Annotated in this window: 27 protein-coding genes; 20 read left to right on the top strand and 7 right to left on the bottom strand. The window is 57.8% G+C overall.

Translation table 11 applies throughout. The features are described 5' to 3' along the window. The first annotated feature begins 238 nt into the window (after positions 1-238). The 7 genes from HW561_RS18065 (at position 239) to HW561_RS18035 (ending at position 6,052) form a co-directional block, all read left to right on the top strand. Positions 239-1,420, top strand: a complete 1,182-nt coding sequence (locus tag HW561_RS18065) for a phosphoserine transaminase (RefSeq protein ID WP_176866768.1) — start codon at positions 239-241, stop codon at positions 1,418-1,420. A 65-nt stretch (positions 1,421-1,485) separates the two neighbouring features. Continuing rightward, a complete protein-coding gene (gene serA / locus HW561_RS18060; RefSeq protein ID WP_176866767.1) occupies positions 1,486-3,081 on the top strand; it encodes a phosphoglycerate dehydrogenase in 1,596 nt (531 codons plus the stop codon). A 115-nt stretch (positions 3,082-3,196) separates the two neighbouring features. Next, positions 3,197-3,925 (top strand): metallophosphoesterase family protein, encoded by a 729-nt coding sequence (locus HW561_RS18055; RefSeq protein ID WP_176866766.1) that lies wholly within the window; start codon positions 3,197-3,199, stop codon positions 3,923-3,925. Positions 3,926-4,030: 105 nt separating this feature from the next. Next, positions 4,031-4,909, top strand: coding sequence for a phosphoserine phosphatase SerB (gene serB / locus HW561_RS18050; RefSeq protein WP_176866765.1), 879 nt, complete (start codon positions 4,031-4,033; stop codon positions 4,907-4,909). Positions 4,910-4,963: 54 nt separating this feature from the next. Beyond that, complete coding sequence (locus HW561_RS18045) at positions 4,964-5,293, top strand: ArsR/SmtB family transcription factor (RefSeq protein ID WP_176866764.1); 330 nt, start codon at positions 4,964-4,966, stop codon at positions 5,291-5,293. Next, complete coding sequence (locus HW561_RS18040) at positions 5,281-5,709, top strand: SRPBCC family protein (RefSeq protein ID WP_176866763.1); 429 nt, start codon at positions 5,281-5,283, stop codon at positions 5,707-5,709. The genes HW561_RS18045 and HW561_RS18040 overlap by 13 nt, the downstream gene beginning before the upstream one ends. 22 nt (positions 5,710-5,731) lie before the next feature. Continuing rightward, positions 5,732-6,052: a YciI family protein gene (locus HW561_RS18035; RefSeq protein WP_176866762.1), complete on the top strand. Its 321-nt coding sequence runs from the start codon at positions 5,732-5,734 to the stop codon at positions 6,050-6,052. A gap of 5 nt (positions 6,053-6,057) precedes the next feature. On the opposite strand, the gene HW561_RS18030 is transcribed toward HW561_RS18035, so the two are convergent. Next, a complete protein-coding gene (locus HW561_RS18030) occupies positions 6,058-7,056 on the bottom strand; it encodes an asparaginase (RefSeq protein ID WP_176866761.1) in 999 nt (332 codons plus the stop codon). Between the two features lie 177 nt (positions 7,057-7,233). Between HW561_RS18030 and HW561_RS18025 the strand changes: the two genes are divergently transcribed. The 5 genes from HW561_RS18025 (at position 7,234) to HW561_RS18005 (ending at position 10,847) form a co-directional block, all read left to right on the top strand. Then, positions 7,234-7,767, top strand: a complete 534-nt coding sequence (locus HW561_RS18025) for an invasion associated locus B family protein (RefSeq protein ID WP_176866760.1) — start codon at positions 7,234-7,236, stop codon at positions 7,765-7,767. A 181-nt stretch (positions 7,768-7,948) separates the two neighbouring features. Continuing rightward, positions 7,949-8,116, top strand: coding sequence for a hypothetical protein (locus HW561_RS18020; protein ID WP_176866759.1), 168 nt, complete (start codon positions 7,949-7,951; stop codon positions 8,114-8,116). Positions 8,117-8,256: 140 nt separating this feature from the next. After that, the gene (locus HW561_RS18015) at positions 8,257-8,634 is read left to right on the top strand and encodes a lysozyme inhibitor LprI family protein (protein ID WP_176866758.1); all 378 of its coding nucleotides are present in this window, start codon (positions 8,257-8,259) and stop codon (positions 8,632-8,634) included. A 78-nt stretch (positions 8,635-8,712) separates the two neighbouring features. Continuing rightward, positions 8,713-9,900, top strand: coding sequence for a 23S rRNA (adenine(2503)-C(2))-methyltransferase RlmN (rlmN, locus tag HW561_RS18010; RefSeq protein WP_176866757.1), 1,188 nt, complete (start codon positions 8,713-8,715; stop codon positions 9,898-9,900). A 326-nt stretch (positions 9,901-10,226) separates the two neighbouring features. Then, positions 10,227-10,847 (top strand): cytochrome P460 family protein, encoded by a 621-nt coding sequence (locus HW561_RS18005; RefSeq protein WP_176866756.1) that lies wholly within the window; start codon positions 10,227-10,229, stop codon positions 10,845-10,847. Positions 10,848-10,850: 3 nt separating this feature from the next. Here the strand turns inward: HW561_RS18005 and HW561_RS18000 are convergent, their stop codons facing one another. The 3 genes from HW561_RS18000 to HW561_RS17990 form a co-directional block, all read right to left on the bottom strand. Then, positions 10,851-12,509, bottom strand: a complete 1,659-nt coding sequence (locus tag HW561_RS18000; protein WP_176866755.1) for a U32 family peptidase — start codon at positions 12,507-12,509, stop codon at positions 10,851-10,853. An 84-nt stretch (positions 12,510-12,593) separates the two neighbouring features. Beyond that, positions 12,594-12,938 (bottom strand): hypothetical protein, encoded by a 345-nt coding sequence (locus tag HW561_RS17995; RefSeq protein WP_176866754.1) that lies wholly within the window; start codon positions 12,936-12,938, stop codon positions 12,594-12,596. Further along, positions 12,935-13,861: a DnaJ C-terminal domain-containing protein gene (locus tag HW561_RS17990; RefSeq protein ID WP_176866753.1), complete on the bottom strand. Its 927-nt coding sequence runs from the start codon at positions 13,859-13,861 to the stop codon at positions 12,935-12,937. The genes HW561_RS17995 and HW561_RS17990 overlap by 4 nt, the downstream gene beginning before the upstream one ends. Positions 13,862-14,022: 161 nt before the next feature. Between HW561_RS17990 and HW561_RS17985 the strand changes: the two genes are divergently transcribed. Next, complete coding sequence (locus HW561_RS17985) at positions 14,023-14,406, top strand: hypothetical protein (protein ID WP_176866752.1); 384 nt, start codon at positions 14,023-14,025, stop codon at positions 14,404-14,406. On the opposite strand, the gene HW561_RS17980 is transcribed toward HW561_RS17985, so the two are convergent. Next, the gene (locus HW561_RS17980) at positions 14,407-15,507 is read right to left on the bottom strand and encodes a cystathionine gamma-lyase (RefSeq protein ID WP_176866751.1); all 1,101 of its coding nucleotides are present in this window, start codon (positions 15,505-15,507) and stop codon (positions 14,407-14,409) included. Positions 15,508-15,510: 3 nt separating this feature from the next. Beyond that, positions 15,511-16,353, bottom strand: a complete 843-nt coding sequence (locus tag HW561_RS17975; protein ID WP_176866750.1) for an LOG family protein — start codon at positions 16,351-16,353, stop codon at positions 15,511-15,513. 79 nt (positions 16,354-16,432) lie between these two features. Between HW561_RS17975 and HW561_RS17970 the strand changes: the two genes are divergently transcribed. From HW561_RS17970 to HW561_RS17950, 5 genes are all read left to right on the top strand, one after another. Continuing rightward, on the top strand, positions 16,433-17,350 hold the full coding sequence (locus HW561_RS17970) for a threonine/serine dehydratase (protein ID WP_176866749.1): 918 nt from the start codon (positions 16,433-16,435) through the stop codon (positions 17,348-17,350). 44 nt (positions 17,351-17,394) lie between these two features. After that, positions 17,395-17,994: a GntR family transcriptional regulator gene (locus tag HW561_RS17965; protein ID WP_176866748.1), complete on the top strand. Its 600-nt coding sequence runs from the start codon at positions 17,395-17,397 to the stop codon at positions 17,992-17,994. A gap of 109 nt (positions 17,995-18,103) precedes the next feature. After that, positions 18,104-18,931: a 2,3,4,5-tetrahydropyridine-2,6-dicarboxylate N-succinyltransferase gene (dapD, locus tag HW561_RS17960; RefSeq protein WP_176866747.1), complete on the top strand. Its 828-nt coding sequence runs from the start codon at positions 18,104-18,106 to the stop codon at positions 18,929-18,931. Between the two features lie 109 nt (positions 18,932-19,040). Beyond that, a complete protein-coding gene (locus HW561_RS17955; protein ID WP_176866746.1) occupies positions 19,041-19,667 on the top strand; it encodes a LysE family translocator in 627 nt (208 codons plus the stop codon). A 58-nt stretch (positions 19,668-19,725) separates the two neighbouring features. After that, entirely contained in the window at positions 19,726-20,070 is a 345-nt protein-coding gene (locus HW561_RS17950; RefSeq protein WP_176866745.1) for a hypothetical protein, read from the top strand. Here the strand turns inward: HW561_RS17950 and HW561_RS17945 are convergent. Further along, positions 20,067-21,125, bottom strand: coding sequence for a transporter substrate-binding domain-containing protein (locus tag HW561_RS17945; RefSeq protein WP_176866744.1), 1,059 nt, complete (start codon positions 21,123-21,125; stop codon positions 20,067-20,069). The two genes, HW561_RS17950 and HW561_RS17945, sit on opposite strands and share 4 nt — an antisense overlap. A 208-nt stretch (positions 21,126-21,333) precedes the next feature. Here HW561_RS17945 and dapE point away from each other — a divergent pair, with 208 nt between their 5' ends. Continuing rightward, positions 21,334-22,473, top strand: a complete 1,140-nt coding sequence (dapE, locus tag HW561_RS17940) for a succinyl-diaminopimelate desuccinylase (protein WP_176866743.1) — start codon at positions 21,334-21,336, stop codon at positions 22,471-22,473. A 3-nt stretch (positions 22,474-22,476) separates the two neighbouring features. Continuing rightward, positions 22,477-23,052, top strand: a complete 576-nt coding sequence (locus tag HW561_RS17935) for a TIGR04282 family arsenosugar biosynthesis glycosyltransferase (protein WP_176866742.1) — start codon at positions 22,477-22,479, stop codon at positions 23,050-23,052. Positions 23,053-23,098 lie beyond the last annotated feature (46 nt).

The following is a 23,098-nucleotide window of genomic DNA, read 5'->3' as shown; positions in this document are numbered from 1 at the left end:
GCCCACCCATGTCAGAATACGAAGACGCCGCTGAATAAATACACAATCACAATCACCCCCGCCAAAAGGCGGGGGTTTTCGCCAATCGGAAACCTGCGTTCCAATTTGCAACACCTTCCCGTGTCGTTTTTTCCTGAAGAAGCGTCTTTTATGCTTGCTGCAGGTGCAAACGACCCATACCCCTGTGCGTGGGACACCCTTCCCCAACGAGGGGCGTGTATCTGGAAGGATAATACACATGACTATCGAACAACCGGTGTCGCACGACACCGTGCGCAAACCTGATGTGCGGCCGGCGAATCCGCGTTTTTCCTCGGGCCCTTGTGCCAAACCCCCTACATTTGATCTGACCAAATTGGCGGATGCCGCCTTGGGCCGTTCGCACCGTGCCGCTGTCGGTAAGGATAAATTGAAGGCGGCCATTGAGGGCACGCGTGAGGTGCTGGGCATTCCCGCCGACTATAAGATCGGAATCGTACCGGCGTCAGACACTGGCGCGGTTGAGATGGCGCTGTGGTCTCTGCTGGGCGAGCGCAAGGTCGAGATGCTGGCGTGGGAAAGCTTTGGGTCCGGCTGGGTCACGGATGTGATCAAGCAACTGAAAATCGAGGCTGAGGTGAAAACTGCCGATTATGGACAGATCGTTGATCTGGGTTCGGTCGATTTCGCCAATGACGTGGTGTTCACCTGGAACGGAACAACTTCGGGCGTTCGCGTACCCGATGGCGACTGGATCGCCGATGACCGTCAGGGGCTGACGATCTGTGATGCGACCTCAGCGGCGTTTGCGATGGATTTGCCGTGGGACAAGCTGGATGTGACAACTTTCAGCTGGCAGAAGGTGCTCGGAGGTGAGGCCGCGCATGGCATGTTGATCCTGAGTCCACGGGCCGTCGAGCGGCTGGAAAACTACACACCCTCGTGGCCTTTGCCCAAGATTTTCCGCCTGACCAAAGGTGGCAAGCTGATCGAAGGCATCTTCACGGGCGCCACGATCAACACACCATCGATGCTCGCGGTTGAGGATTACCTGTTCGCGCTGGATTGGGCGCGCTCGGTTGGTGGTCTGAAGGGTCTGATCGCCCGCGCGGATGCGAATGCTGGTGCCGTTCATGCGTTTTGTGTGCAAAACGATTGGATCGCCAATTTGGCAGAAGATGACGCGACACGGTCGAATACTTCGGTTTGCCTGAAATTCACTGATGACCGTATTCGCGACGGCGCGACATTTGCTAAGGCTGTGGCCAAGCGGCTGGAAGCTGAGAATATCGCGTTGGACATCGGCGCCTATCGTGATGCCCCTGCAGGTCTGCGCATCTGGTGCGGTGGTACGGTCGAGACCTCGGATATCGAGGCGATGTTACCTTGGTTGGCTTGGGTCTTTGAGGCCGAAATAGCGGCCCAAACTGAAGCCGCCTGAGCGTTTCCAAGTTGAACCGGGCCGCAACTGGCCCGGACTTTTCCCAAAATTCAAGGACCAGAGATATGGCCCCCAAAGTACTCGTCTCCGACAAACTTAGTGAAACCGCTGTTCAGATTTTTCGCGACCGTGGCATCGACGTGGATTTCATGCCCGATCTGGGCAAGGACAAAGACAAGCTGGCCGAAGTGATCGGTCAATATGATGGTCTTGCAATCCGTTCGGCCACCAAAGTGACTCCGGCCATTCTGGAAAAGGCGGACAAACTGAAGGTGATCGGCCGCGCCGGTATCGGCACGGACAATGTCGACAAGGATGCTGCCTCGAAGAAGGGTGTGATCGTGATGAACACGCCCTTTGGCAACATGATTACAACTGCCGAGCATGCGATTGCCATGATGTTCGCGGTCGCGCGGCAGATCCCCGAGGCTAGCACTTCGACCCATGCGGGTAAGTGGGAAAAGTCCAAATTCATGGGGATCGAGCTGACCAACAAGACGCTCGGCGTGATTGGCGCAGGCAACATTGGCGGCATCGTCTGCGAACGTGCGCTGGGGCTGAAAATGAAGGTGGTCGCCTACGATCCCTATCTGGGCGAAGAAAAAGCCGCCAAGATGGGTATCGAAAAGGTTGAATTGGAAGATCTGCTGACGCGTGCCGATTTCATCACGCTGCACGTGCCGCTGACCGATCAGACCCGCAATGTCCTGAGCCGCGAGAATCTGGCCAAGACCAAGCCGGGCGTTCGTATCGTCAACTGTGCCCGTGGTGGGTTGGTCGATGAGGACGCGCTGGCCGAGATGCTGAAATCTGGCCACGTCGCCGGAGCGGCCTTTGATGTGTTTAGCCAGGAACCGGCCAAGGACAACCCGTTGTTCAATCTGCCCAACGTGGTATGCACGCCGCATCTGGGTGCAGCCACCACCGAAGCGCAGGAAAACGTAGCGCTGCAAGTGGCCGAGCAGATCTCGAACTATCTGCTGACCGGCGCTGTTGAGAATGCGCTGAACATGCCCAACGTCACCGCCGAAGAAGCTAAGGTCATGGGGCCATGGATCAAACTGGCCGGGCATCTGGGCAGTTTCATTGGTCAGATGACAGATGAGCCGGTCAAGGCGATTAACATCCTGTATGACGGTGTAGCGGCCGAGATGAATCTGGCGGCGCTGAACTGCGCGTCGATTGCCGGGATCATGAAGAAATTCAATCCCGAAGTGAACATGGTGTCGGCCCCCGTTATTGCCAAAGAGCGTGGAGTTCAGATCTCGACGACCAATCAGGAAAAGTCCGGTGTCTTTGACGGTTACATCAAGGTGACTGTTGTAACTGATAAGCGCGAACGTTCAATCGGTGGGACTGTGTTCAGCGACGGCAAGCCGCGTTTCATCCAGATCAAGGGCATCAATATCGATGCCGAGGTCGGAGCGCACATGCTGTACACAACCAACGAAGATGTACCGGGCATCATCGGTACGCTGGGTCAGACTATGGGCGAAAGCGGTGTGAATATCGCCAACTTTACACTCGGACGCGCCGGAGCCGGGGGCGAAGCGATTGCATTGCTTTATGTAGACGAGCCGGTTCCCGCCGAGGCACGTGCCAAGCTTGCGGAAACGGGGTTGTTCACGCAGATCAAGCCGCTGGAATTCGATGTGGCGTAACCGGCGCTGTTGAGAGATAGCTCAGGACCCGGGCTGCAAAACGTCCGGGTCTTTTCTATCCCGAAACAGGGTTGCCCGCCAAAAACAGAGGACTCATTTTGCCTGAGGTTCGTTCATGACCGCGTCTGTTTATGCTGTTGGTGATATTCATGGCCAGAGGGACATGTTGGTCACCGCCTTGCAGCGGATTGAGGCGGACGGTGGTCCGGACGCTCGGATTGTTTTTCTGGGTGATTATGTTGATCGTGGGCCAAATTGTCGGGGCGTGATCGACCTTTTGGTCAAAGGGCAGCAAGAGGGGCGGAACTGGGTCTTTCTGTTGGGCAATCATGACCGGATGTTCGCCAGGTTTATGCGGGATGGATCCGTTGCCGAGGCACGGTTGCGGGTCGCGGAACACTGGTTGCATGACCGCCTCGGCGGGTCCGAAACGCTGGCCTCCTACGGTATCAAATACAGTGCCGAGGAGCGCATCTATCTGATCCTCGAACGTGCAAGGGCCGCAGTTCCAACAGACCATGTCGCCTTTCTGAGTGGTCTCGTTACGCACTATCAGGAGGGTGAGTTGCTGTTTGTCCACGCAGGTATCCGACCCGGCGTGCCGCTGGTTGATCAGGTCGAGGAAGACCTGATTTGGATACGCGGTGAATTCCTCGACGATCCGCGCCCGCATCCCTGGCTGGTGGTGCATGGGCACACTCCTGTCCGGCAGGCCGGGCATTTTGAAAACCGCGTCAATCTGGATGGGGGCGCCGGAGTCGGGCGCCCGCTGGTCCCTGCAGTTTTCGAAGGCCGCTCTTGCTGGCTGTTGACTGAAGAGGGGCGGGTCCCGTTGAAGCCTTGAGTTCAGGCTGACGTAAAACCATGCTTGCATGCGTCAGATGCAATCCATTTCTGGCGAGAACGCCACGCCTGCAAGATGCGCAGATTAGTTTACCGGAGATCGACCATGTACGTTGCCACTTTGCTGACCAACCCCGCCGCGCCATCGCTGGATCACGCTCTGATCGAGTCGCTGCGCAATGCTTGGGTTGGTGAGGATATTGTCTGGCTGAATCCGGATGTGGCTGCCGAATTTTCGCTATCGGATACGCCTGACAATTGTTGGGATGTCTGGGCGGACCTGCAGCAGATGGGTGTGGATCTGGTTGTGCAACCTACTGACGGGCGGCGCAAAAAGATGCTGCTGGCGGATATGGACAGCACCATGATCCAACAGGAGTGCATTGACGAACTGGCCGATGAGGCCGGCGTGGGCAATCGGGTCAAGGATATCACTGCGCGGGCAATGAACGGTGAGTTGGATTTCGAGGGCGCGTTGATTGAGCGGGTTGGTCTGTTGAAAGGTCTGGACGCGACCGTGATCGATAAGGTGTTGAGCACGCGGATCACCCTGATGCCCGGTGGGCGCGAACTGGTTGCCACGATGCGGGCGGCCGGTGGGTACGCGGCGCTTGTGTCGGGCGGGTTTACGGCTTTTACCGCGCGGGTGGCTGATCTGCTGGGGTTTGATGAGAACCGGGCCAACACCTTGCTGACGGAGAATGGCAAGCTGACCGGGGACGTGCAGCGGCCAATCCTTGGACGTCAAGCCAAGGTTGAATCGCTTGAACGTATTACGACACATCTGGGTCTGTCCGAGGCCGACGTGATCGCCGTTGGGGATGGCGCCAATGATCTGGGCATGCTGGGTCGCGCCGGAACAGGGGTAGCGCTACACGCCAAACCGTCGGTTGCCGCGCAATGCGACGTGCGGGTCAACCATGGGGATCTGACGGCCTTGTTGTATTTGCAGGGCTATGCCCGAGAGGAATTTGCCGTCACTTGACGGCTGAGAACGACGGGCTTTCCTTTATTTAACGCATGTGTTAATTATATGGTCATGAACACGCTTCTGACCGCATTTTCCGCTCTGTCCGATTCCACCCGGTTCTCGATTGTCGAGCAACTGATGGAGAACGGTGAATTGCCCGCTGGAGAGCTGATTGACGGCAAGGGCATGTCCGGCGCGGCGATCTCGCGTCATCTGAAAGTTCTGCGTGAAGCTGGGCTGATCCAACAGCGGGTGCAGGGAACGCAGCGTATGTATTCCGTTCAGCCTGAAGGCCTGCGCGCGATTGCCGAGTGGACGATTTCAAAACGGCAGTTTTGGGAGAGCAGCCTCGACCGTTTGGGCGATATACTGGAAAGGGAGAATTCATGGCCGACCTGAGATTGGAGCGGGACTATCCCGTCAGCCCCGAGGCCCTGTTTGCCTGGGTTAGCGATGGCACCAAGCTACTGCAATGGTGGGGGCCGGAGGGCGTGCATGTGTCCGAGCATGATCTGGATTTTTCGCGCTTGGGGCCGTGGTATTCGACTATGGAAAATGGTGAAGGTCAGAGGTTCAAGGTGTCTGGTCATGTCACCCATGTCGATCCGCCCAAGTCTGTCGGCTTCACCTGGGCCTGGCATGACGATCAGGATCAGCGCGGGGCCGAAAGCCACGTGACATTTTCCGTCACCGCGACAGAAAACGGCGCGCGTTTGGTTCTGGATCACCGAGAGCTGGCGGACGCAGACGCAGCGGCAAACCACGAACAAGGTTGGACATCATCGCTGCGCAAACTCGGAACGTGCTGCACATAGTTTTTCAACAGGGAGAATTGAAATGCCTCAATATCTGTTTGTCTATCACGGTGGAACCACGCCATCCGATCCCGCCGAAGTTGAAGCGACCATGGCCGCTTGGGGCGCGTGGTTTCAGGGCATAGGTGATGCGCTCGACATCCCCGGCAATCCGGTTGGCCAATCCTACACCGTCAGCAAGGGCGGCGTTGCGGACAATGGCGGCGCCAACCCGGTCTCGGGCTTTACCGTCGTCAAGGCCGCCAGCATGGACGCGGCGACCGAGATGGCCAAAGGATGTCCGATGGTCGTGAACGGTTCGGGATCGGTCGAGGTGGCCGAGGTACACGAAATCGAGATGTAATCGCCTCAGCCGGGAAATCCCGGCGTAGGTCGGATGACACCGCATTCCAGGCCAAGGCGGCTGTATTGCATTGCGTTCATGAATTTGCGGGTGGCCGGGTGATCGGCCTCCAGCACCCCAAGGCTGACCAGAATGGCGGCAATGGCGCATTCGCTGGCACGGGTGGTGCCATCGGTGATCTTCAGTGCGACGCCCATACGTTTTTCCGGGATGATGGCGACAAACACAGCCTCGGCCCCGGTTTTGATCGCGGCGCGGCCGTTCATGGCGCGCATCAGCTCGGTACAGGCGCGGGTTTCCCCCGCCACCAGTTCCGGATGCTTGATCATCGCGGCCGTTAGTTGCTGCGCCGCATCACTGGACCGGTCCGACCGGTCGGCAGCCGAGGCGAACCATGCCATCGACCGTGCCAGCCCAACCAGAGACGTCGCAAAGTTCGGGGCTGAACATCCATCGATCCCGTAGGCCGGGCTGCTTTCGCCAGTTGTCTCTTCCAATGCGGTCAGGCAGGCTTGTTGAACAGGATGGTCGATCTCAAGATATTCCGGTCCGGCGCCCATATGCTGTGCCACGGTCAGGAATCCGCAGTGTTTGCCGGAACAATTGTTGTGAATCTGGCAAGGCGTATCATCAGCCAGAATCAATCCGTCGCGCGCTGCCATGTCAGCCGGTTCTTGCGGCCCACAGCGCAGATCCGGTTCGTTCAGGCCTAGATGGTCCAGCCATGCGGATACGCGATCCGTATGAATGGCGGCCCCGTTATGCGATGCGCAGGCCAGTGCCAGATGCTCGCTGTTCAAACCAAATTTGGCCACCGCGCCCGACGAGATCAGAGGTAATGCCTGAATCATCTTGGCCGAGGACCGGGGGTAGATTACTGCCTGCGGATCGCCCCAACTGCGCACGATCTGGCCGCTGTCGTCGCAAATGACCGCATGACCCAGATGCAGGCTTTCCAACAGCGGTCCGCGCCATAGTTCTGTCATCGATACGGGCTGTGTCATGGGGACCTCCGGTTTTATGCGCAAAATTCTGCCAATCGCCCTTTCGCCTGTGGCGAAACCTGCGTTAGTGTGTGTATGTCGGCAATCATCGGGATGCGCAACGTTACAGACGAACCGGCAGAGTTCGCAGCACATTCGATGGACCAGAGGTATGGGTCGAGCTAGGAGGCTGGACAAATGGGATCAAAGCTTGTTCGCGTAATCGCGGGCCTGTGTGTGGCGGGGCTGGCCACAACTGCAATCGCTCAACAGGCGACAAGCACCAATCGCGTGGCGGCAAAAACCGATTGGAGCGTTTTTGTCGAAGACGATCCCACCGAATGCTGGAGTGTGTCGGCGCCAAAGGAAACCGTGAACACGCGCGGGGGCCGCGTCGTGTCGGTGCGGCGCAGTGACATTCTGTTGTTCGTGTTCTACCGCCCCAACGCCGAGGTCAAAGGGCAGCTCACGTTCACTGGTGGCTATCCCTTTGCGCCGGGATCAACCGTGAATCTGACGGTTGATGGCAACGAGTTCGAGCTGTTCACCGAAGGTGAGTGGGCGTGGCCCGCAACCGCTGCGGATGATTCCAAGATCGTCACCGCCATGAAGCGGGGCACCGAAGCCGTTCTGACGGCCAGGTCCGAGCGTGGGACGCAAACCAAAGACACATTCTCATTGCTGGGCTTTACCGCAGCAATTGAGGACGCCGAGAAACGCTGCACTAACTAAGCGTTATCGCCCAGACACACACAGCCCCGTCATCAGGCGGGGCTTTTTTGTTGTGACGGATCGTCCATGTTGTCGCGATGCCGCCCTTACGCCACGTCCGCCTGAGCATTTGATCCGTATCAAGGCGTTTTTCTTCAGCGTCTGAACTAATCGGTTCAGGAGTATAGAAGGAGCCAGTCAAATGCTGAACAAATCTCTTGCCGTTTTATTGCTGATATCCGCAGCAGTGCTGAGCGCATGTGAAAAAAGTAGCGAGAGCTATCCGATCACTGGCGAACAATGTGGCCCGGAAGACCCGGTCAAGACACTGGATGCGGCAGATTGCTACGTTCCGCCGGCAGTGAACTAGCCAACTCCTTCAGGTCAATGTGTTGAACCGTAGTTCCAGCCGCAGTGGCGCAGCCGTTGCGGCTGGGTTTGAATTGGGCCGGTGATAAAACTGTGTTACGCCAAGGTTACACGTCACGCCACCAACAGGGGACACGGACCATGCGCAGGGCAGTACTTATCCTTTTGTTTCCAGCGGCTGCACTGGCAGACCCGGCATTGGAATGTTCCGGCGCAAGTTCACAGGTCGAAATCGGCTCCTGCGTTGCGCAGATGGAAGAGCGGGTCAATGCCGCGCTGGAAGAGAGCTTTGGTTTTGCCATGCAAACGGCCGCAGAACTGGATGGTGTAACCGGACGCACCGAAGCGCAACCGGCGCTGGAGGCGGCGCAGACCGCATGGGTTGGATACCGTGACGCGCAATGCGCGGCGGTCGGCGCCTCGTTCGGCGGCGGGTCCGGGACCGGTATTGCGATTACATCCTGCAGGGTCAATTTGGGGCGTACGCGTGTGGATGAGTTGCTGCGCTTTGCAGATTGATTGGTACGATTCCTTTTGATCTTTGCGCGCGTTCCTATATAGAGGCGCATCCCAACCCGGAATCTCTGAGAAAAACCAATGTCAGCCAAAGCGCCGATCACCCAGGATGTCATGACAATCCCCCGGAAACTGCCCGAGGGGAAAATCAACCTCGTCGGTCTGACCCGCGACCGTCTGCGCGAAGTGCTGATCGAACATGGCACGCCAGAAAAACAGGCCAAGATGCGGACCGGCCAGATATGGCAGTGGATCTATCAATGGGGCGTGCGCGACTTTGCCGAGATGACCAATCTGGCCAAAGCCTATCGCGCCCAGCTGGCTGAGAATTTTGTCGTTGAAATCCCCGAAGTCGTAACCCGTCAGATCTCCGAGGACGGAACCCGCAAGTATCTGGTCCGCATTGCCGGCGGACATGAGGTCGAGGTTGTCTACATCCCCGAGGATGACCGGGGCACGCTGTGCATTTCGTCTCAGGTCGGGTGCACGCTGACCTGTTCGTTCTGTCACACCGGCACGCAAAAGCTGGTGCGTAATCTGACGGCTGCGGAAATCGTCGGTCAGGTGATGATGGCACGCGACGATCTTGACGAATGGCCTGTACCGGGCACGCGCAAGGATGACACCCGCCTGTTGTCGAACATCGTTCTGATGGGCATGGGCGAGCCGTTGTACAACTTTGAAAATGTCCGTGACGCGATGAAGATCGCGATGGACCCCGAAGGGATTTCCCTGTCACGCCGTCGCATCACGCTGTCCACTTCGGGCGTTGTGCCCGAAATTGCCCGTACGGCACAGGAAATCGGCTGCCTACTGGCAATCTCGTTCCACGCAACCACAGACGAGACCCGCGACTTTTTGGTGCCGATCAACAAACGCTGGAACATCGAAGAATTGCTTCAGGCGTTGGCCAGCTATCCCAAGGTATCAAATTCCGAGCGGATCACCTTTGAGTATGTGATGTTGAATGGGGTGAATGACAGTGACGAAGATGCGCATCGTCTGATCGACCATATCAAACGTCACAAGATTCCGGCCAAGATCAACCTGATCCCGTTCAACGAATGGCCCGGCGCGCCGTACAAGCGCAGCTCGAACAATCGAATCCGGGCCTTTGCGGATATCATCCATCAGGCCGGGTATGCGTCACCCATTCGCAAAACGCGGGGTGAGGATATCATGGCGGCGTGCGGTCAACTGAAATCAGCCACCGAACGCGCCCGCAAATCGCGCAAGCAGATCGAGGCCGAGGCGGGAATGAACGGCTAGCCCGACCGATCTGGCAATTTTGAGTTTCAAGAAACGTCACTGACTTTCAATGCCCGAGGACCGGAAAGCGCGTTGAAGGCTGGCGATTTAATTTCTTTTCTGAATCGCTATGGTTGTGGTCGCATTATTAATGTTTCAACCGCTGTATTTTACATGCTCGATTTGCTATGTTTTGACCTGTCTGGCCCCGGGTGCGGACTCTCAATTTTATGCACAAGGCAGTGAGATTACCGGGTCAGTTCTGGCAAGTTATTTTACGGCCGCTATTATTATTCTCGCCCCGGTATGCGGCGCTTAGGCGAACGATTTTCAGGTGGGTCAGCATTATGAGTATGAACTTTCAGCAGAAAATCCGAAATGCAATGGCGATTGCGTTTGGGCTTTTGGCTATTGGTGGCATGGCTTTGGCTGACGATCAGGATGCGCATCTGGCCATTGAAAACCCGGCTGATCTGTCCAAGGACGAGGCACAACAGCACTACCAGGCGCTGACCCGGCGCATGGCGCGTGGTTATGGCACGGCGCAGTTGGACATTATCCTGAACTATCAAAGCTGGCCGCTGTTCAATGATGCGCCCTATATCTCTGCGACCCATGGTCAGCGCTATGTGAACAGCTATGCCAATCGCATGGCGCATAACTACGCAACCCTGCAAGAGGGTGAGGTGTTGCCGATGGGTTCGGTTTTGGCCAAGGACAGCATGACCGTCACCGATGAGGGCAAGATTTATCCCGGCGCCTTGTTCGTGATGCAGAAGTTATCCGCAGGTGCCAGCCCCGAGACCGCGGACTGGCGTTACATCATGGTCATGCCGGACGGGTCGTTGTTTGGTGACACGACGGGCTTTCGCGCGTCGGCGGTCGCCTATTGCCATGTTTGCCATGAGGCTGTCGCTGATCGCGATTATACCTTTTACGTGCCCGAGGAATATCAGGTCAAAAACTGATCGTCAGACTGCCTGATCGGGCAGTTTCAGGGCCGTTGCTTCGGCCCGGCTCAGCTGCTCACCCTGTTTGCGTCTGGACAGAACCTGGCGCGCTGCAGTGTATTTTTCATCTTGCCAGAAGATCAGGCACCCGTTGCACCCCTTGCCGCAGCAGCCATCGGTGCCGATCCGGTTGGTTTTGAAGCGGCGTTCATTGCCGTCTTTGCCGATTTTCTCGACCAGATCATCGCGCCGTCGGGCATAGGCTGTCGGGTTTTTGTGCCCTGAGGTTTCCAGCCCCTGCACCAGCTTGTCAAAGCGGATACGGCTCCAGTGTTCGTCGGTCAGCGCGCGTTCTTTGCGCAGGACGGAAAAGGCAGGGAAACGGGCGCGCAGATCATCAGGGTCTTCGTGGTCGAACAGGGTAAAGGGCAGGCGGATGACGGTTTTCGTGCTGCCATGCACCACATCCAGCCGCGCGCCGTCCGAGGCACGTTCAAAATCGTAAACCCGCAGCAGAACCGTTTCGCGTGCGATGGGTGAGACAAAATCCAGCACGTCGCCCGGTTCCAGTTTGTTCTTTACCTCAACCAGAAAGGCGTCTTCGGTCACTTCGGTCACCAGCCCCGCATATTCCCACTGGGCGATTGCGGCGGTGTGCTCGTAATCATGGGCGTAGTTGGTTAACCGGCCTTCGTGAAAGGCCAGCGTATAGCCCCGGTTGCCGACTGTCTCGAGTTCGCGCATATAAGGCTTTGGATCCCAGTTCTCGGGGTCCGCGTGATAATCATCGATGGCCATGCGATAGGCTCGGGCGACGATGGCGGCGTAATATTCCGACTTGCCGCGCCCTTCGACCTTGAGACTGTCGACGCCGATCTTCAGATATTCATCCAACTTCGGCATAATGCACAGATCGCGGGAATTCAGAATGTACGAGCCACGATCGTCCTCTTCGATGGGCATCAACTCGCCGGGGCGGCAGCCTTCTTCCAGCAGAAACTCGAACAGGTCGGCGTTTTCTTCAGTGATACGCAGTTCCTGATGTGTGCCGTCCTTCAGCCGTAGTTTCACGCCATAGTTCCAGCGGCAGGAATTGGCACAATTGCCCTGATTGGCGCCACGCTCGGCCATAAAATTCGACAGCAAACATCGGCCCGAATAGGTCATGCACATGGCGCCGTGAACAAACGCCTCCAACTTTATGTCGGGGCACTTCTCGCGGATTTCCACCAGTTCAGGGTATGAGACTTCGCGGGCCAGAACCACCAGTTCAGCGCCCTGATCCTGCCAGAACTTCACGGACAGCCAAGAGCAGATATTGGCCTGGGTCGAGATATGCAGCGGCAGTTCTGGTGCGCGCTCGCGGACATATTGGAAGACGCCGGGGTCGGCGATGATCAGGCCGTCGGGCTGCACCTTGCGCACTGTGTCGATGTATTCGTCCAGCTTCGGGATGTCTTTGTTGTGCGAAAACAGGTTCAGCGTCAGATAGGCGCGCCGCCCGTGCTGGTGGCAGAATTCAACGCCTTCGATCACGTCTTTCAGCGAGAACTCGGATTTGGTGCGCAGCGACATGTCCGGCGTGCCAAGATACACCGCATCCGCCCCGTAAAGGATCGCAAGTTTCAATTTGCGCAGATTGCCCGCAGGCATCAGCAATTCGGATCTGGATTGGGTCATGGGCACACCGGGCTCTGGATCAATGCCGCCTTCTAAGACAGTTTCACCGAGTCCAGAAGGGCAAACCCGCTATGACACGAAGGCCTAGCTGCGACTGAACCGCGCTGTGCCGATCACTTCGACCAGTCTCTCCCGCACGGGGTCAGGTTGTGCTTCGACCGCATTCAGAACCTCGCGTAACTCGGCGCGCAGACAATGCATCTGATCGATCAATGAGATCATCATCGACAGCGCATCCGCCTCCATGTCGTATTGGTCGTGCAGCTCGCAAGCCAGCTCCAGCCGGGCGACGTCCAGTCGTTGATACACCAAACCCTGTTCCGATTGCTCGGGGATCACGATTTCTGCGGCAAGGTACTCTGTCAAACGATCAGATGTCAGACGGGCAATGGTTGCGACCAGTTCCTCTTCTGTCAGCGTGCGGGTCATGACGACATTCCTTTGCGTGGATCATAGCGGTGTGTTTCGCGCCAAGTCTCCATGAATTGCTTTAACTCGTCATCGATTTTGTCGGGCATGGCGACGGTCAATTCGATCAGTTGATCGCCGCGTTCTGACGATCCGCGTTTCTTGACGCCTTTGCCACGCAGGCGCAGGGTCTTGCCGCTGCTGGTGCCTGCTGGGACGCTGACATTCACACCGCCGTCGATTGTTGGGGCAGCAACCTTGCCGCCGAGGATCGCCTCGTCAATCGTGACGGGCAGCGTGATGTGGATGTCGTCTCCCTGACGGTCAAACACGGGATGATCTGCGACTGAAACCGTGACCAACGCATCCCCTGCGGGGCCTTCGCCGTAACCCGGTGCGCCTTTACCGCGCAGCCGTATGGTTTGACCATTGGTGATGCCGGCGGGGATTTTCACCTCGATCCGGTCACCATCGGGCAGAGTCAGTTTCTGGCTGGCCCCAAATACCGCATCCAGAAAGCTGATCTGCAGCGAGTAGTTGAGGTTGTGACCGGGTGCGTGAAACTGATGGGTGCGTTGCTGATCGTAACCACCACGCCCCCGCATGAATTCGGCAAAAATGTCGGACATATCGTCCGGATCGCCATGGGTAGCACCCGAGCGATAGGGGTTCCCGGCAGCTTCTGCATAGTCGCGGTAATACTGTTGTTGCGGACGCTCCTGACCCGAGGCGTCAATCTCGCCGTTGTCATAACGCGCGCGGGTCTCGGGGTCTTTCAACAGATCGTAGGCGGCGGCGGCGGCCTTGAATTTTTCTTCGGCCTCAGCGTCGCCGGGTTTGAGATCGGGGTGGCATTCCTTGGCAATGCGCCGATAGGCTTTTTTGATATCGGCAGCGCTGGCATCTTTGGAAACGCCGAGGGCTGAATAGGGATCGTCGCTCATCTCACTCTCGCAGGTCGTGGGGCAGATCTGATCTTTATGAATATGTTTTATCATGCGATTTCAACCGGTCAAAAGGAAGAGGCATTTGAAATATCTCGCCAATTCCCGCTGATCTGATAACATCTGCATGTATCGAACTGTTAATTGACGGAGATCGTCTCATGTCGCGCAGAATAAAATCCGCTTTGGCCCTGCTGGCTGGTAATGCAATTGGGTTGTTGCTTGCTTCGCTGCTTCTGTCCGGGTTTGCGATCAAGCCGATCTCGTTCATCGTGGTGGTGATCGTCTTCACCGTGATTCAGGTGATTGCAGAACCCCTCATCCTGAAAATTGGTGAAAAGAACATGCCTGCATTGAAGGGGGGAATCGCGCTGGTGGTGACGTTTGTGGGTCTGCTGGCGACCGACCTGATCACTTCTGGGCTGACTGTTGGCGGTATTTCCAACCTTCTCGCCGCTACATTGCTGGTTTGGCTGGGGGCGTTGATCGCCAGTGTTGTTCTGCCGATCTACGTGTTCAAAGAGCTGCGCGAGCCTAAGAAATAGTTACAGCGCGTTCAGGCTGGCCTCGATCGCCTGCCACAGTTCTTCCACCGGCTCGCACCCGACAGACAGGCGGATAAAGGCGGGGTCGACGTCGTCTCCCCAGCGCGCACGTCGCTCGGCCGAGCTGTGAACGCCGCCAAAAGACGTGGCGGGGCGCAGCAATGGGCAGGTGTTGATGAACTGTTCGGCCTTGGCCTCATCTTCCAGCGTGATTGATAGCAGGAAGCCAAAGCGCGCGGTTTGAGCTTGCGCCAGAGCGTAAGTTGGATCGTCAGGCAGGCCGGGATAGCGGATCTGTTTCACAGCGTCATGCGCCGTCAGCCGTTCGGCCAGAATTTGTGCCGAACCGCACATACGGTCGAACCGCACATCCAGCGTCTCTAATCCGCGATGCAGCAGCCAGGCCTCATGCGGGCCGGGGATCGCGCCGGACACCCGCCGCCATTCTTCGACCCGCTCCATGACCTGATCATTGCGGCTGGCCACGTGACCCATCAGCAGATCGGAATGACCACCCATTGCCTTGGTGTCCGAGGCGACAACGACGTCGATCCCCAGATCCAGTGGTCGCTGTCCTAAAGGTGTCAGCGTTGTATTGTCGGCAATGGTGATACCACCAGCCGCGCGAACGTCGCGAGCGACCGCGGCAAGATCGATCATATCCAGACCGGGATTCGAGGGGCTTTCCACAAAAACCACATCAAAGCCGTCGAACCCGCCATCGGTGAATTCGGTTGTCGCGCGTTCCTCGACGGATACGCCAAGCTGGGACAAGAACCGATCCGCCAACAGGCGCGTGACATAGTACCCGTCAGACGGAATCAGGATGCGCGATCCGGCTGTGACAGTTGCGAACAACGCCGCAGAAATCGCACCCATTCCGGACGGGAAACTCAGGCACGGCGCATCTTCCAGATGGGACAGAACATGCTCCAGATGAACCCAAGTAGGGTTGTCGACACGCCCATAGGTGGCATGACCGTCCGGTGCTCCGGGCAGGTGGAACATGCTGCTTTGGGTCAATGGCAACGCCACGGGGTCACCCTTGCCCAGAGCATTGCCGCGCAGGTGAAGCATCTCTCCAGCCTTTGGGCTCGTCATTGCTCAGCGCCCCGGAATTTCGTCGCGTGGGGGCGCGGGCTCCCAGTTTTCGATGATCTCGACCGCTTCTTGCGCGGTGTCGACAAAGCGGAACAGGTCCAAATCCTCGTCCGATATGGTGCCCGCGTCTGCCAATGCCTCCCAGTTGATGACCTTTTCCCAGAACGCGCGGCCGAACAGCAGGAAGGGCACACGCTCCATCCGGCCGGTCTGGATCAGGGTCAGGGATTCGAACAGTTCATCCATGGTGCCAAAGCCACCGGGAAAGATGGTGATGGCGCGTGCGCGCATCAGGAAATGCATTTTCCGAATGGCGAAATAGTGGAAGTTAAAGCTGAGGTCCGGCGTCACGTATAGGTTCGGTGCTTGCTCGTGTGGCAGCACGATATTCAGGCCAATGGAACAGCCGCCCGCATCCTGCGCGCCACGGTTTCCGGCTTCCATTACGCCGGGGCCACCGCCAGTGACGATCACGTTTTCGCGGCAGCCGGTTTCATTTGATTTCTCGGTCATCAGTCGCGCAAACTCGCGCGCTTCGTCGTAATACGCGGACAGCCCGGCCAGCGTTTCCGTCCGTGCGGTGTGTTTCTGCGACGGCTCTGGAATGCGCGCGCCGCCGAACATCACGATGGTCGAGGTGATTTCACGCTCGGTCATGATCATCTCGGGTTTCAGCAATTCCAGCTGCAAGCGCACCGGGCGCAACTCATCCCGGCACAGGAAGTCCTCGTCCGCAAAGGCAAGACGATAGGCGGGCGAACGGGTTTGCGGTGTATCCGGCACTTCGCTCGCGGTTGAACGGTCGGTCTGCGCGTCGCGAAAGGGGCTGAGGCGGTCTTCTCTCATGGGTAAACGATCCCTGCTTGCGTGTTTTCCAAACAGCTATAGGGTTCGCAGGCAGAGTGCCAGTCACGGAAAGACAAGAATGAATTGGAAATCGGAAATTAAGGCCGCAGCAGATCGCATCGCGGGTCACGCGCAGGTGACGCCGGTTATGGAAAGTCGCGTGGTTGGATTGGATTATCCGGTCGAGATGAAGCTGGAGCATATGCAACACACCGGCAGCTTCAAGGCGCGTGGGGCGTTTAATACCCTTCTGAGCATGGAAGTGCCGCAGGCGGGCGTTGTGGCGGCATCCGGTGGCAATCACGGCGCGGCTGCGGCCTTTGCGGCGCGGGCGCTGGACCATCCCGCCAAGATTTTCGTACCCGAGCTGGCAGGCCCGTCCAAGATCGCCCTGATCGAACAGATTGGCGCGGATCTGAGTGTCGTTTCCGGAGAATACGCCAACGCACTGACCATGGCGCGTATCCATGAGGAAGAAACCGGCGCGATGCAGATCCACGCCTATGACGCGCCAGCGACCGTGGCTGGGCAGGGCACCTGTTTTGCCGAATGGGATGCACAGGGATTGCAGGCCGATACCGTCCTGATTGCGGTAGGCGGCGGCGGGTTGATCGCCGGGGCGTTGGCGTGGTTTCAGGGCGCGCGCAAAGTCGTCGCGGTCGAGCCTGAAACCTCATGCGCACTGCACGCTGCTTTGGGCGCCGGGGAGCCGGTGGATGTGTCCGTATCCGGTATCGCCGCCAATGCGCTGGGTGCGCGTCAGATAGGACGGATTTGCTTTGATCTGGCGCAGGGAGTGAACTCGGTCCTGGTCCCCGATGAGGCTATTGCAGCCGCGCAACAGACGTTATGGCAAGCGCATCGCATTCTGGTCGAACCGGCAGGTGCAACCGCTTTGGCGGCTTTGATGTCGGGCGCATATCAGCCAGACCCGGGCGAGCGGGTGGCGGTATTGGTGTGTGGGGGAAACATTGCGCCAGACCCGCTTGCAGGGTGAATTATTGCCTTGTGGAAATGGGTTATCGTTTTTATCTATAATCTATGAACGCGACAATTGCCGACACCATTTACGAAGACCTGAGCCAGCAAATCATCACCGGCGGACTGGGTGCAGGTGAAAAGCTGCGGCAGGATCATATCGCGCGTGCTTTTGAGACCAGCCACGTGCCGGTGCGTGAGGCGCTGTTGCGGCTCGAAGCGCACGGTCTTGCCCACAGCGAACCGCGCCGGGGGATGCGTGTTACCGCACTGGACCCGGCCGAGGTGCGCGAAGTGATCGAGATGCGGGTGGCGTTGGAGCCTCTGGCGTTGCAGCATTCGGTGCAGAATATGTCGCCGGCGGTATTGAAGTTGGCCGATGACGCTCGGATCGCCTGTGATGAGGCGCAAACCATGCCGCAATGGGAGGCGCGGAACCGTGCCTTTCACCGCGCTATCCTGACGCCCTGCGGATTGCCGCGTCTTCTGCATGCAATTGATGATCTGCATATCGCCAGCGCGCGTCACTTGTTTGCGCATTGGCGTCCGAAATGGATGCAACGTGTGGATACGGATCATGCGGCCATTGTTCAGGCCCTGAAACGCAAGGATGCGGCAGTGGCCACGGCAATTCTGACCCGCCATATCCGGCGTGCAAGCTGATTACTTTCCGTTGCAGCCGCAAACTGACCCATCTACGTCGCATTGCGCCGTGGGTTCACCTTGCGTATAGGCCAAATCAACGTGAACAGATTCTGTAGGGAGACACCCCATGTCCAATGCGCAACTGGAAACCGCCATCGAAGCCGCCTGGGAGGCACGCGACACGATCACCCCCGCAACCACGGGCGAGCAGCGTGAAGCGATCGAAGACACGTTGAACGCGTTGGACAGCGGTTCTCTGCGTGTGGCGGAAAAGCAGGAGACTGGCAATTGGCATGTGAACCAGTGGGCCAAAAAAGCGGTTCTGCTGGGCTTTCGCATCAAAGACATGGAAATCCAGTCGGGCGGTCCGCAGGGCGGCGGCTGGTGGGACAAGGTGGACAGCAAGTTCGCCGGTTGGGGTGAGAACCAGTGGCGCGCCGCTGGCTTCCGTGCTGTGCCCAACTGTGTAGTGCGCAAGTCTGCCTTTGTCGCGCCAGGCGTGGTTCTGATGCCGTCTTTCGTGAACCTTGGCGCTTATGTTGACGAAGGCACGATGGTCGACACCTGGGCCACTGTCGGGTCCTGTGCCCAGATCGGCAAAAATGTGCACCTGTCAGGCGGCGTTGGTATCGGCGGCGTGCTGGAACCTATGCAGGCTGGCCCGACCATCATCGAGGACAACTGTTTTATCGGTGCCCGGTCCGAAGTGGTCGAAGGCTGCATCGTCCGCGAAGGCTCGGTTTTGGGCATGGGCGTCTATATCGGCAAGTCCACCAAGATCGTTGATCGCGAAACCGGCGAAGTCACCTATGGCGAGGTTCCGCCTTATTCTGTCGTTGTGTCCGGCTCGATGCCGTCCAAGAACAACGTCAGCCTCTATTGCGCGGTGATCGTGAAACGGGTGGACGAAAAGACCCGCTCAAAAACCGGCATCAACGAGCTGCTGCGGGATTGATCCCTATCCAATTGAGGAAAGAAGGGGCTGCGTTCCGGGATCGCAGCCTTTTTGGCCAAACTGCGTTGAATTTCGCAGAAATACCCGATCAGAACCAATGAGGTAAGCCATGATCCCTGCGGATGTCGTATTCCTGTTTTTGGGCGTTGCGATTGCATTGGCTGCGGTGCCGGGGCCGGACAACATCTTTGTCATGACTCAATCGGCCCTCTATGGCCGGATGTCGGGATTGATCGTGACCTTAGGTTTGGCATCAGGTTTGATTGTGCACACGACAGCAGCAGCCCTTGGCGTTGCCGTGATTTTCCAGACCTCACAAACCGCCTTCGCCGCCCTTAAATATGCAGGCGCTGCCTATCTGGTTTACCTCGCGTGGAAGGCATTCAATGCGCAGGATACTAAATTCGACGGAGCAGAAATACCGCGTGTTGCTTCGAGAAAACTGTTTCTGCGCGGGCTGATCATGAATATCGCCAACCCCAAGGTCACGATCTTCATGCTGGCCTTCCTGCCGCAATTCGTCGATCCGCAAAACGGCCCGATCATAGGGCAGTTCTACCAGCTTGGTGCGCTGATGTTCCTTGCAACCGTTGGTGTCTTTGGTGCGGTCGCTTTTGCCGCGGGTACGCTGGGCAGCTTGCTGAAGGGCTCGCCTGTTGTTCAGATTTGGTTGAACCGTGCGTCTGGTCTGATTTTTGTCGCGCTGGCGATTAAACTGGCCACGGCCGAGCGTTAACTGGGTTCGGATTGGGCGGCGCTTGACCAAAGCGGGTCACGCGGCTAAGGCCGGGTCCATGGAAAAGCAAAAGAAACCCTCGCGCCAGCAAGTCTATACTCTTCTGGTCCAGATTGGTCGCAAAGACGGAGACGGTCTGCCCAAAGGCGCGACCGGCGCGGCCCTGATGTGCTTTGCCAGCGGGGTGGATGAGGCCGAAGCCGTACGTGAAACCGTGGCTATCCTGAAACAGGCAGATACTGCGCCTCTGGACGTGACGGGTTACGGCACTCTGGCCGAACGCGAGGCACAGGGTCATGATATCGACCCTGATGAGCGTGCGTTGATGCAGCGGGCGCTGGATGAAAATGCGGTGATCGTGGCGCAGATGACGCCGTTTTTCGGTGACGAAGAACAGGCCTAGTTCCGCGATCCGAACCACTTGCGATAGATTTCATCATAGGTGCCATCTTCGCGCAGCGCCAGCAGGGCTTGGTTCACGTCCTCAACCAGCGGTGACCCGGTCGGGAACGCGATGCCATAGTTTTCCCGCAGGAATATCCCGCCTGTCATGGTTGCAATCCGGCGACCTTCATGTGCAGTGAAGTAGGACAGGATGGGTGCGTCAAAGACCACCGCGTCCAGATCTTTTGCTTTGAACGCGTCCAGCACGTCGTTCAGCCCTGAATATCCGGTGAATTCGATCTCACGCCGATTCAGAAAGCTCGCAGCAGTAGATTCCGAAATTGTCCCGACGTTTTTGCCATATAGGTCATTCACAGAGTTTACGTTGCCCGTGATTGCATCCACCGTCATCACCGACGTGATGCGGGCGGTAAACACCGATACGATGAACAGGGACGAGACAACCAGCACAACGCCCAAAAGCCGGCCAAATGGCGTGCGCGGCATCCGTTCCTCAAAGCCGCCATTCACCACCAGATTGAGCGCCCACCAGAACGATGGGAACCAGGCTTCGTTCAGGTTGCGATCGAAATAGGGTTGGGCGCGGCGTTCGAACCCCCACATCAGCATGCCACCACCCAGAAGGATGGCAAAGGCAAGGCCGATGGCGATGAACAGCTCTTGGGACAGCAGGGCCCCCAGAAGTGATGGCCGCCGCGCAGCGTCCGACGGTACCATGATCTGCAGCCCAGCCTCAAAGATAGGTTGACTGAAATCCATTTGCGTTTCGCGCAAGGCGGTGATCGAGATATTGGCAATCGCCAAATCCGCAGACCCATCCTGCACAGCATTCAGCATATCGGCAAATGTATCGACGCGATTGACCGAGTAATCCCAGTTCAGAGACCCGGCCAAAGCGGCAAGCAGATCCATCGAAAATCCGGTCTCGACCGCGTCCTCGACATAGGAAAACGGGGGGCGGGTCACTGTTGTGACCGTTAGGGATTGGGCCTGGCTTTGCTGTGCGAGAACGGCGAAAGTCAGGCAAATCAATGCGAAGAAAGCGCGCGTCATGGTCAATTCACCTGTTTCGCGGCCCTGTAACGCGAATGTGTGTGGCACGGCAAGGTCGTCGCGGGGTCAAGCCTCAGGTTTTCCTGGCGCTTCAATTCATGATGTAAGGGAATTGGCATGATGATTTTTCCCGATTGGGGTTGGCAATCCGGCCAATTCGTTGAATCTGTGCGCGAACCCGAGCGTAACATACTCTGAGAGGCCCCAAATGACCGATCCAGTTCAATTGACGGCGGATCTGATCCGTTGCCCATCGGTCACACCCGAAGAGGGAGGGGCTTTGGTGCTGCTTGAGGCGCTGCTGTCGGATGCGGGGTTCGAATGTACCCGCGTGGACCGCGGTGGCGTCAGCAATCTGTTCGCCCGATGGGGGCCGAAAGGACATGCGCGCAGTTTTGGATTCAACGGTCATACGGACGTTGTTCCGATCGGGGATGAGGCCGCATGGACCATGCCGCCATTCGGGGCCGAGATGCGGGATGGGGTGATGTACGGGCGCGGGACGACAGACATGAAATCTGGCGTGGCAGCGTTTGCAGCGGCAGCGATCGATCTGGTGCACGACACGCCACCAGACGGGGCAATCATTCTGACGATCACCGGCGATGAAGAAGGCGATGCGCTGGATGGCACAACGGCTTTGCTGGACTACATGGCAGAGACAGAGGAGCGTATGTCTGTCTGCCTGGTGGGCGAGCCCACGTGTCCGAACCATATGGGTGAGATGATGAAGATCGGTCGACGTGGCTCGATGACGGCTTGGTTTACCGTAACGGGTGTGCAGGGGCATTCAGCCTATCCTCACCGCGCCAAAAACCCGCTGCCCGCGATGGCACGGCTTATGGACCGGCTGGCTAGCCACGAATTGGATCAAGGGACCGCGCATTTTGATGCGTCGACTTTGGCGGTTGTGACGATCGATACCGGAAATACCGCAACAAATGTCATCCCGGCCCAATGCAGCGGCGCAGTGAACATCCGGTTCAACGATCTGCATTCTGGTGCGAGTCTCAGCGAGTGGCTGCAGTCTGAGGCGAACCAAGTGGCAGAGACCTATGGCGTCGAAATCGACACTAAGATTAAGATTTCCGGTGAAAGCTTCCTGACGCCTCCGGGGCCCTTGTCGGAACTGGTGGCAAAAGCTGTCAAAGCCGAAACTGGAATTCAGCCGGACATGTCCACAACCGGCGGTACGTCGGATGCGAGGTTCGTGAAGAACCACTGCCCGGTGGTGGAGTTCGGCTTGGTGGGTCGCACGATGCATCAGGTCGACGAATGCGTTGAAGTGGTGCATATCGAACAACTCAAGGCGATTTACACCCGTATCTTGGCGGATTATTTCGCCTGATCCATGCAGCGCACTCTGGTCATCATGGTTAAGGAACCCCATCCGGGTCGGGTGAAAACGCGGCTTGGGCGCGATATCGGCATGGTTGGTGCGGCGTGGTGGTTCCGGCATCAGACCCGGTCGCTGATCCGCCGCCTGCGCGATTCGCGTTGGCAGGTTGTGCTGGCAGTGTCGCCGGATCGGGAAGGGTTGCGTAGCCGAATCTGGCCAGCGGATCTGCCCCGCGTGGCGCAAGGGCGCGGCGATTTGGGGGATCGCATGGGGCGGATGCTGCGCGTCGCTCCAAAAGGGCCGGTTTGCCTGATTGGAGCGGATATTCCCGGTATTACACCGAGCCATATTGCCCGGGCTTTTGAGGCGCTGGGCCGATCCCAGATGGTGTTTGGTCCTGCACCAGATGGCGGCTATTGGCTGGTCGGCGCTCAGCGCTATGGAGCGCTGCCATCGGGGATGTTTCGCGATGTGCGTTGGTCTACAGAACATGCGCTTGCTGATACGCTGGCCTCAGTTTCGGGATGTCGTGTGGCTTTTATTGACCAATTGCGCGATGTGGACACAGTTGCAGATCTGAACAGCTGACCCTCATCGCCGTTTTTGGTCATGACGCGGTCGCATCGCCGTGCTA

Source organism: Ruegeria haliotis (assembly GCF_013377785.1).
In the GTDB taxonomy this organism is placed as follows: domain Bacteria; phylum Pseudomonadota; class Alphaproteobacteria; order Rhodobacterales; family Rhodobacteraceae; genus Ruegeria; species Ruegeria haliotis.
The sequence above is the reverse complement of the archived record's forward strand: the minus strand, read 5'-3'. Positions and strand labels throughout refer to the sequence as shown.

Excerpts from the sequence above, each read along its gene's own strand:
- dapE (WP_176866743.1), top strand. The coding sequence starts at position 21,334 with ATGACCGATCCAGTTCAATTGACGGCGGATCTGATCCGTTGCCCATCG.
- HW561_RS17980 (WP_176866751.1), bottom strand. The coding sequence starts at position 15,507 with ATGACGAGCCCAAAGGCTGGAGAGATGCTTCACCTGCGCGGCAATGCT.
- HW561_RS18025 (WP_176866760.1), top strand. The coding sequence starts at position 7,234 with ATGGGATCAAAGCTTGTTCGCGTAATCGCGGGCCTGTGTGTGGCGGGG.
- HW561_RS18065 (WP_176866768.1), top strand. The coding sequence starts at position 239 with ATGACTATCGAACAACCGGTGTCGCACGACACCGTGCGCAAACCTGAT.
- HW561_RS18015 (WP_176866758.1), top strand. The coding sequence starts at position 8,257 with ATGCGCAGGGCAGTACTTATCCTTTTGTTTCCAGCGGCTGCACTGGCA.
- HW561_RS18020 (WP_176866759.1), top strand. The coding sequence starts at position 7,949 with ATGCTGAACAAATCTCTTGCCGTTTTATTGCTGATATCCGCAGCAGTG.
- HW561_RS17955 (WP_176866746.1), top strand. The coding sequence starts at position 19,041 with ATGATCCCTGCGGATGTCGTATTCCTGTTTTTGGGCGTTGCGATTGCA.
- HW561_RS18055 (WP_176866766.1), top strand. The coding sequence starts at position 3,197 with ATGACCGCGTCTGTTTATGCTGTTGGTGATATTCATGGCCAGAGGGAC.
- HW561_RS17935 (WP_176866742.1), top strand. The coding sequence starts at position 22,477 with ATGCAGCGCACTCTGGTCATCATGGTTAAGGAACCCCATCCGGGTCGG.
- HW561_RS17975 (WP_176866750.1), bottom strand. The coding sequence starts at position 16,353 with ATGAGAGAAGACCGCCTCAGCCCCTTTCGCGACGCGCAGACCGACCGT.
- HW561_RS17945 (WP_176866744.1), bottom strand. The coding sequence starts at position 21,125 with ATGACGCGCGCTTTCTTCGCATTGATTTGCCTGACTTTCGCCGTTCTC.
- HW561_RS17970 (WP_176866749.1), top strand. The coding sequence starts at position 16,433 with ATGAATTGGAAATCGGAAATTAAGGCCGCAGCAGATCGCATCGCGGGT.
- HW561_RS18035 (WP_176866762.1), top strand. The coding sequence starts at position 5,732 with ATGCCTCAATATCTGTTTGTCTATCACGGTGGAACCACGCCATCCGAT.
- HW561_RS17965 (WP_176866748.1), top strand. The coding sequence starts at position 17,395 with ATGAACGCGACAATTGCCGACACCATTTACGAAGACCTGAGCCAGCAA.
- HW561_RS17950 (WP_176866745.1), top strand. The coding sequence starts at position 19,726 with ATGGAAAAGCAAAAGAAACCCTCGCGCCAGCAAGTCTATACTCTTCTG.
- HW561_RS17990 (WP_176866753.1), bottom strand. The coding sequence starts at position 13,861 with ATGAGCGACGATCCCTATTCAGCCCTCGGCGTTTCCAAAGATGCCAGC.
- HW561_RS18045 (WP_176866764.1), top strand. The coding sequence starts at position 4,964 with ATGAACACGCTTCTGACCGCATTTTCCGCTCTGTCCGATTCCACCCGG.
- HW561_RS18005 (WP_176866756.1), top strand. The coding sequence starts at position 10,227 with ATGAGTATGAACTTTCAGCAGAAAATCCGAAATGCAATGGCGATTGCG.
- HW561_RS18040 (WP_176866763.1), top strand. The coding sequence starts at position 5,281 with ATGGCCGACCTGAGATTGGAGCGGGACTATCCCGTCAGCCCCGAGGCC.
- serA (WP_176866767.1), top strand. The coding sequence starts at position 1,486 with ATGGCCCCCAAAGTACTCGTCTCCGACAAACTTAGTGAAACCGCTGTT.
- HW561_RS18030 (WP_176866761.1), bottom strand. The coding sequence starts at position 7,056 with ATGACACAGCCCGTATCGATGACAGAACTATGGCGCGGACCGCTGTTG.
- dapD (WP_176866747.1), top strand. The coding sequence starts at position 18,104 with ATGTCCAATGCGCAACTGGAAACCGCCATCGAAGCCGCCTGGGAGGCA.
- serB (WP_176866765.1), top strand. The coding sequence starts at position 4,031 with ATGTACGTTGCCACTTTGCTGACCAACCCCGCCGCGCCATCGCTGGAT.
- rlmN (WP_176866757.1), top strand. The coding sequence starts at position 8,713 with ATGTCAGCCAAAGCGCCGATCACCCAGGATGTCATGACAATCCCCCGG.
- HW561_RS17985 (WP_176866752.1), top strand. The coding sequence starts at position 14,023 with ATGTCGCGCAGAATAAAATCCGCTTTGGCCCTGCTGGCTGGTAATGCA.
- HW561_RS18000 (WP_176866755.1), bottom strand. The coding sequence starts at position 12,509 with ATGACCCAATCCAGATCCGAATTGCTGATGCCTGCGGGCAATCTGCGC.
- HW561_RS17995 (WP_176866754.1), bottom strand. The coding sequence starts at position 12,938 with ATGACCCGCACGCTGACAGAAGAGGAACTGGTCGCAACCATTGCCCGT.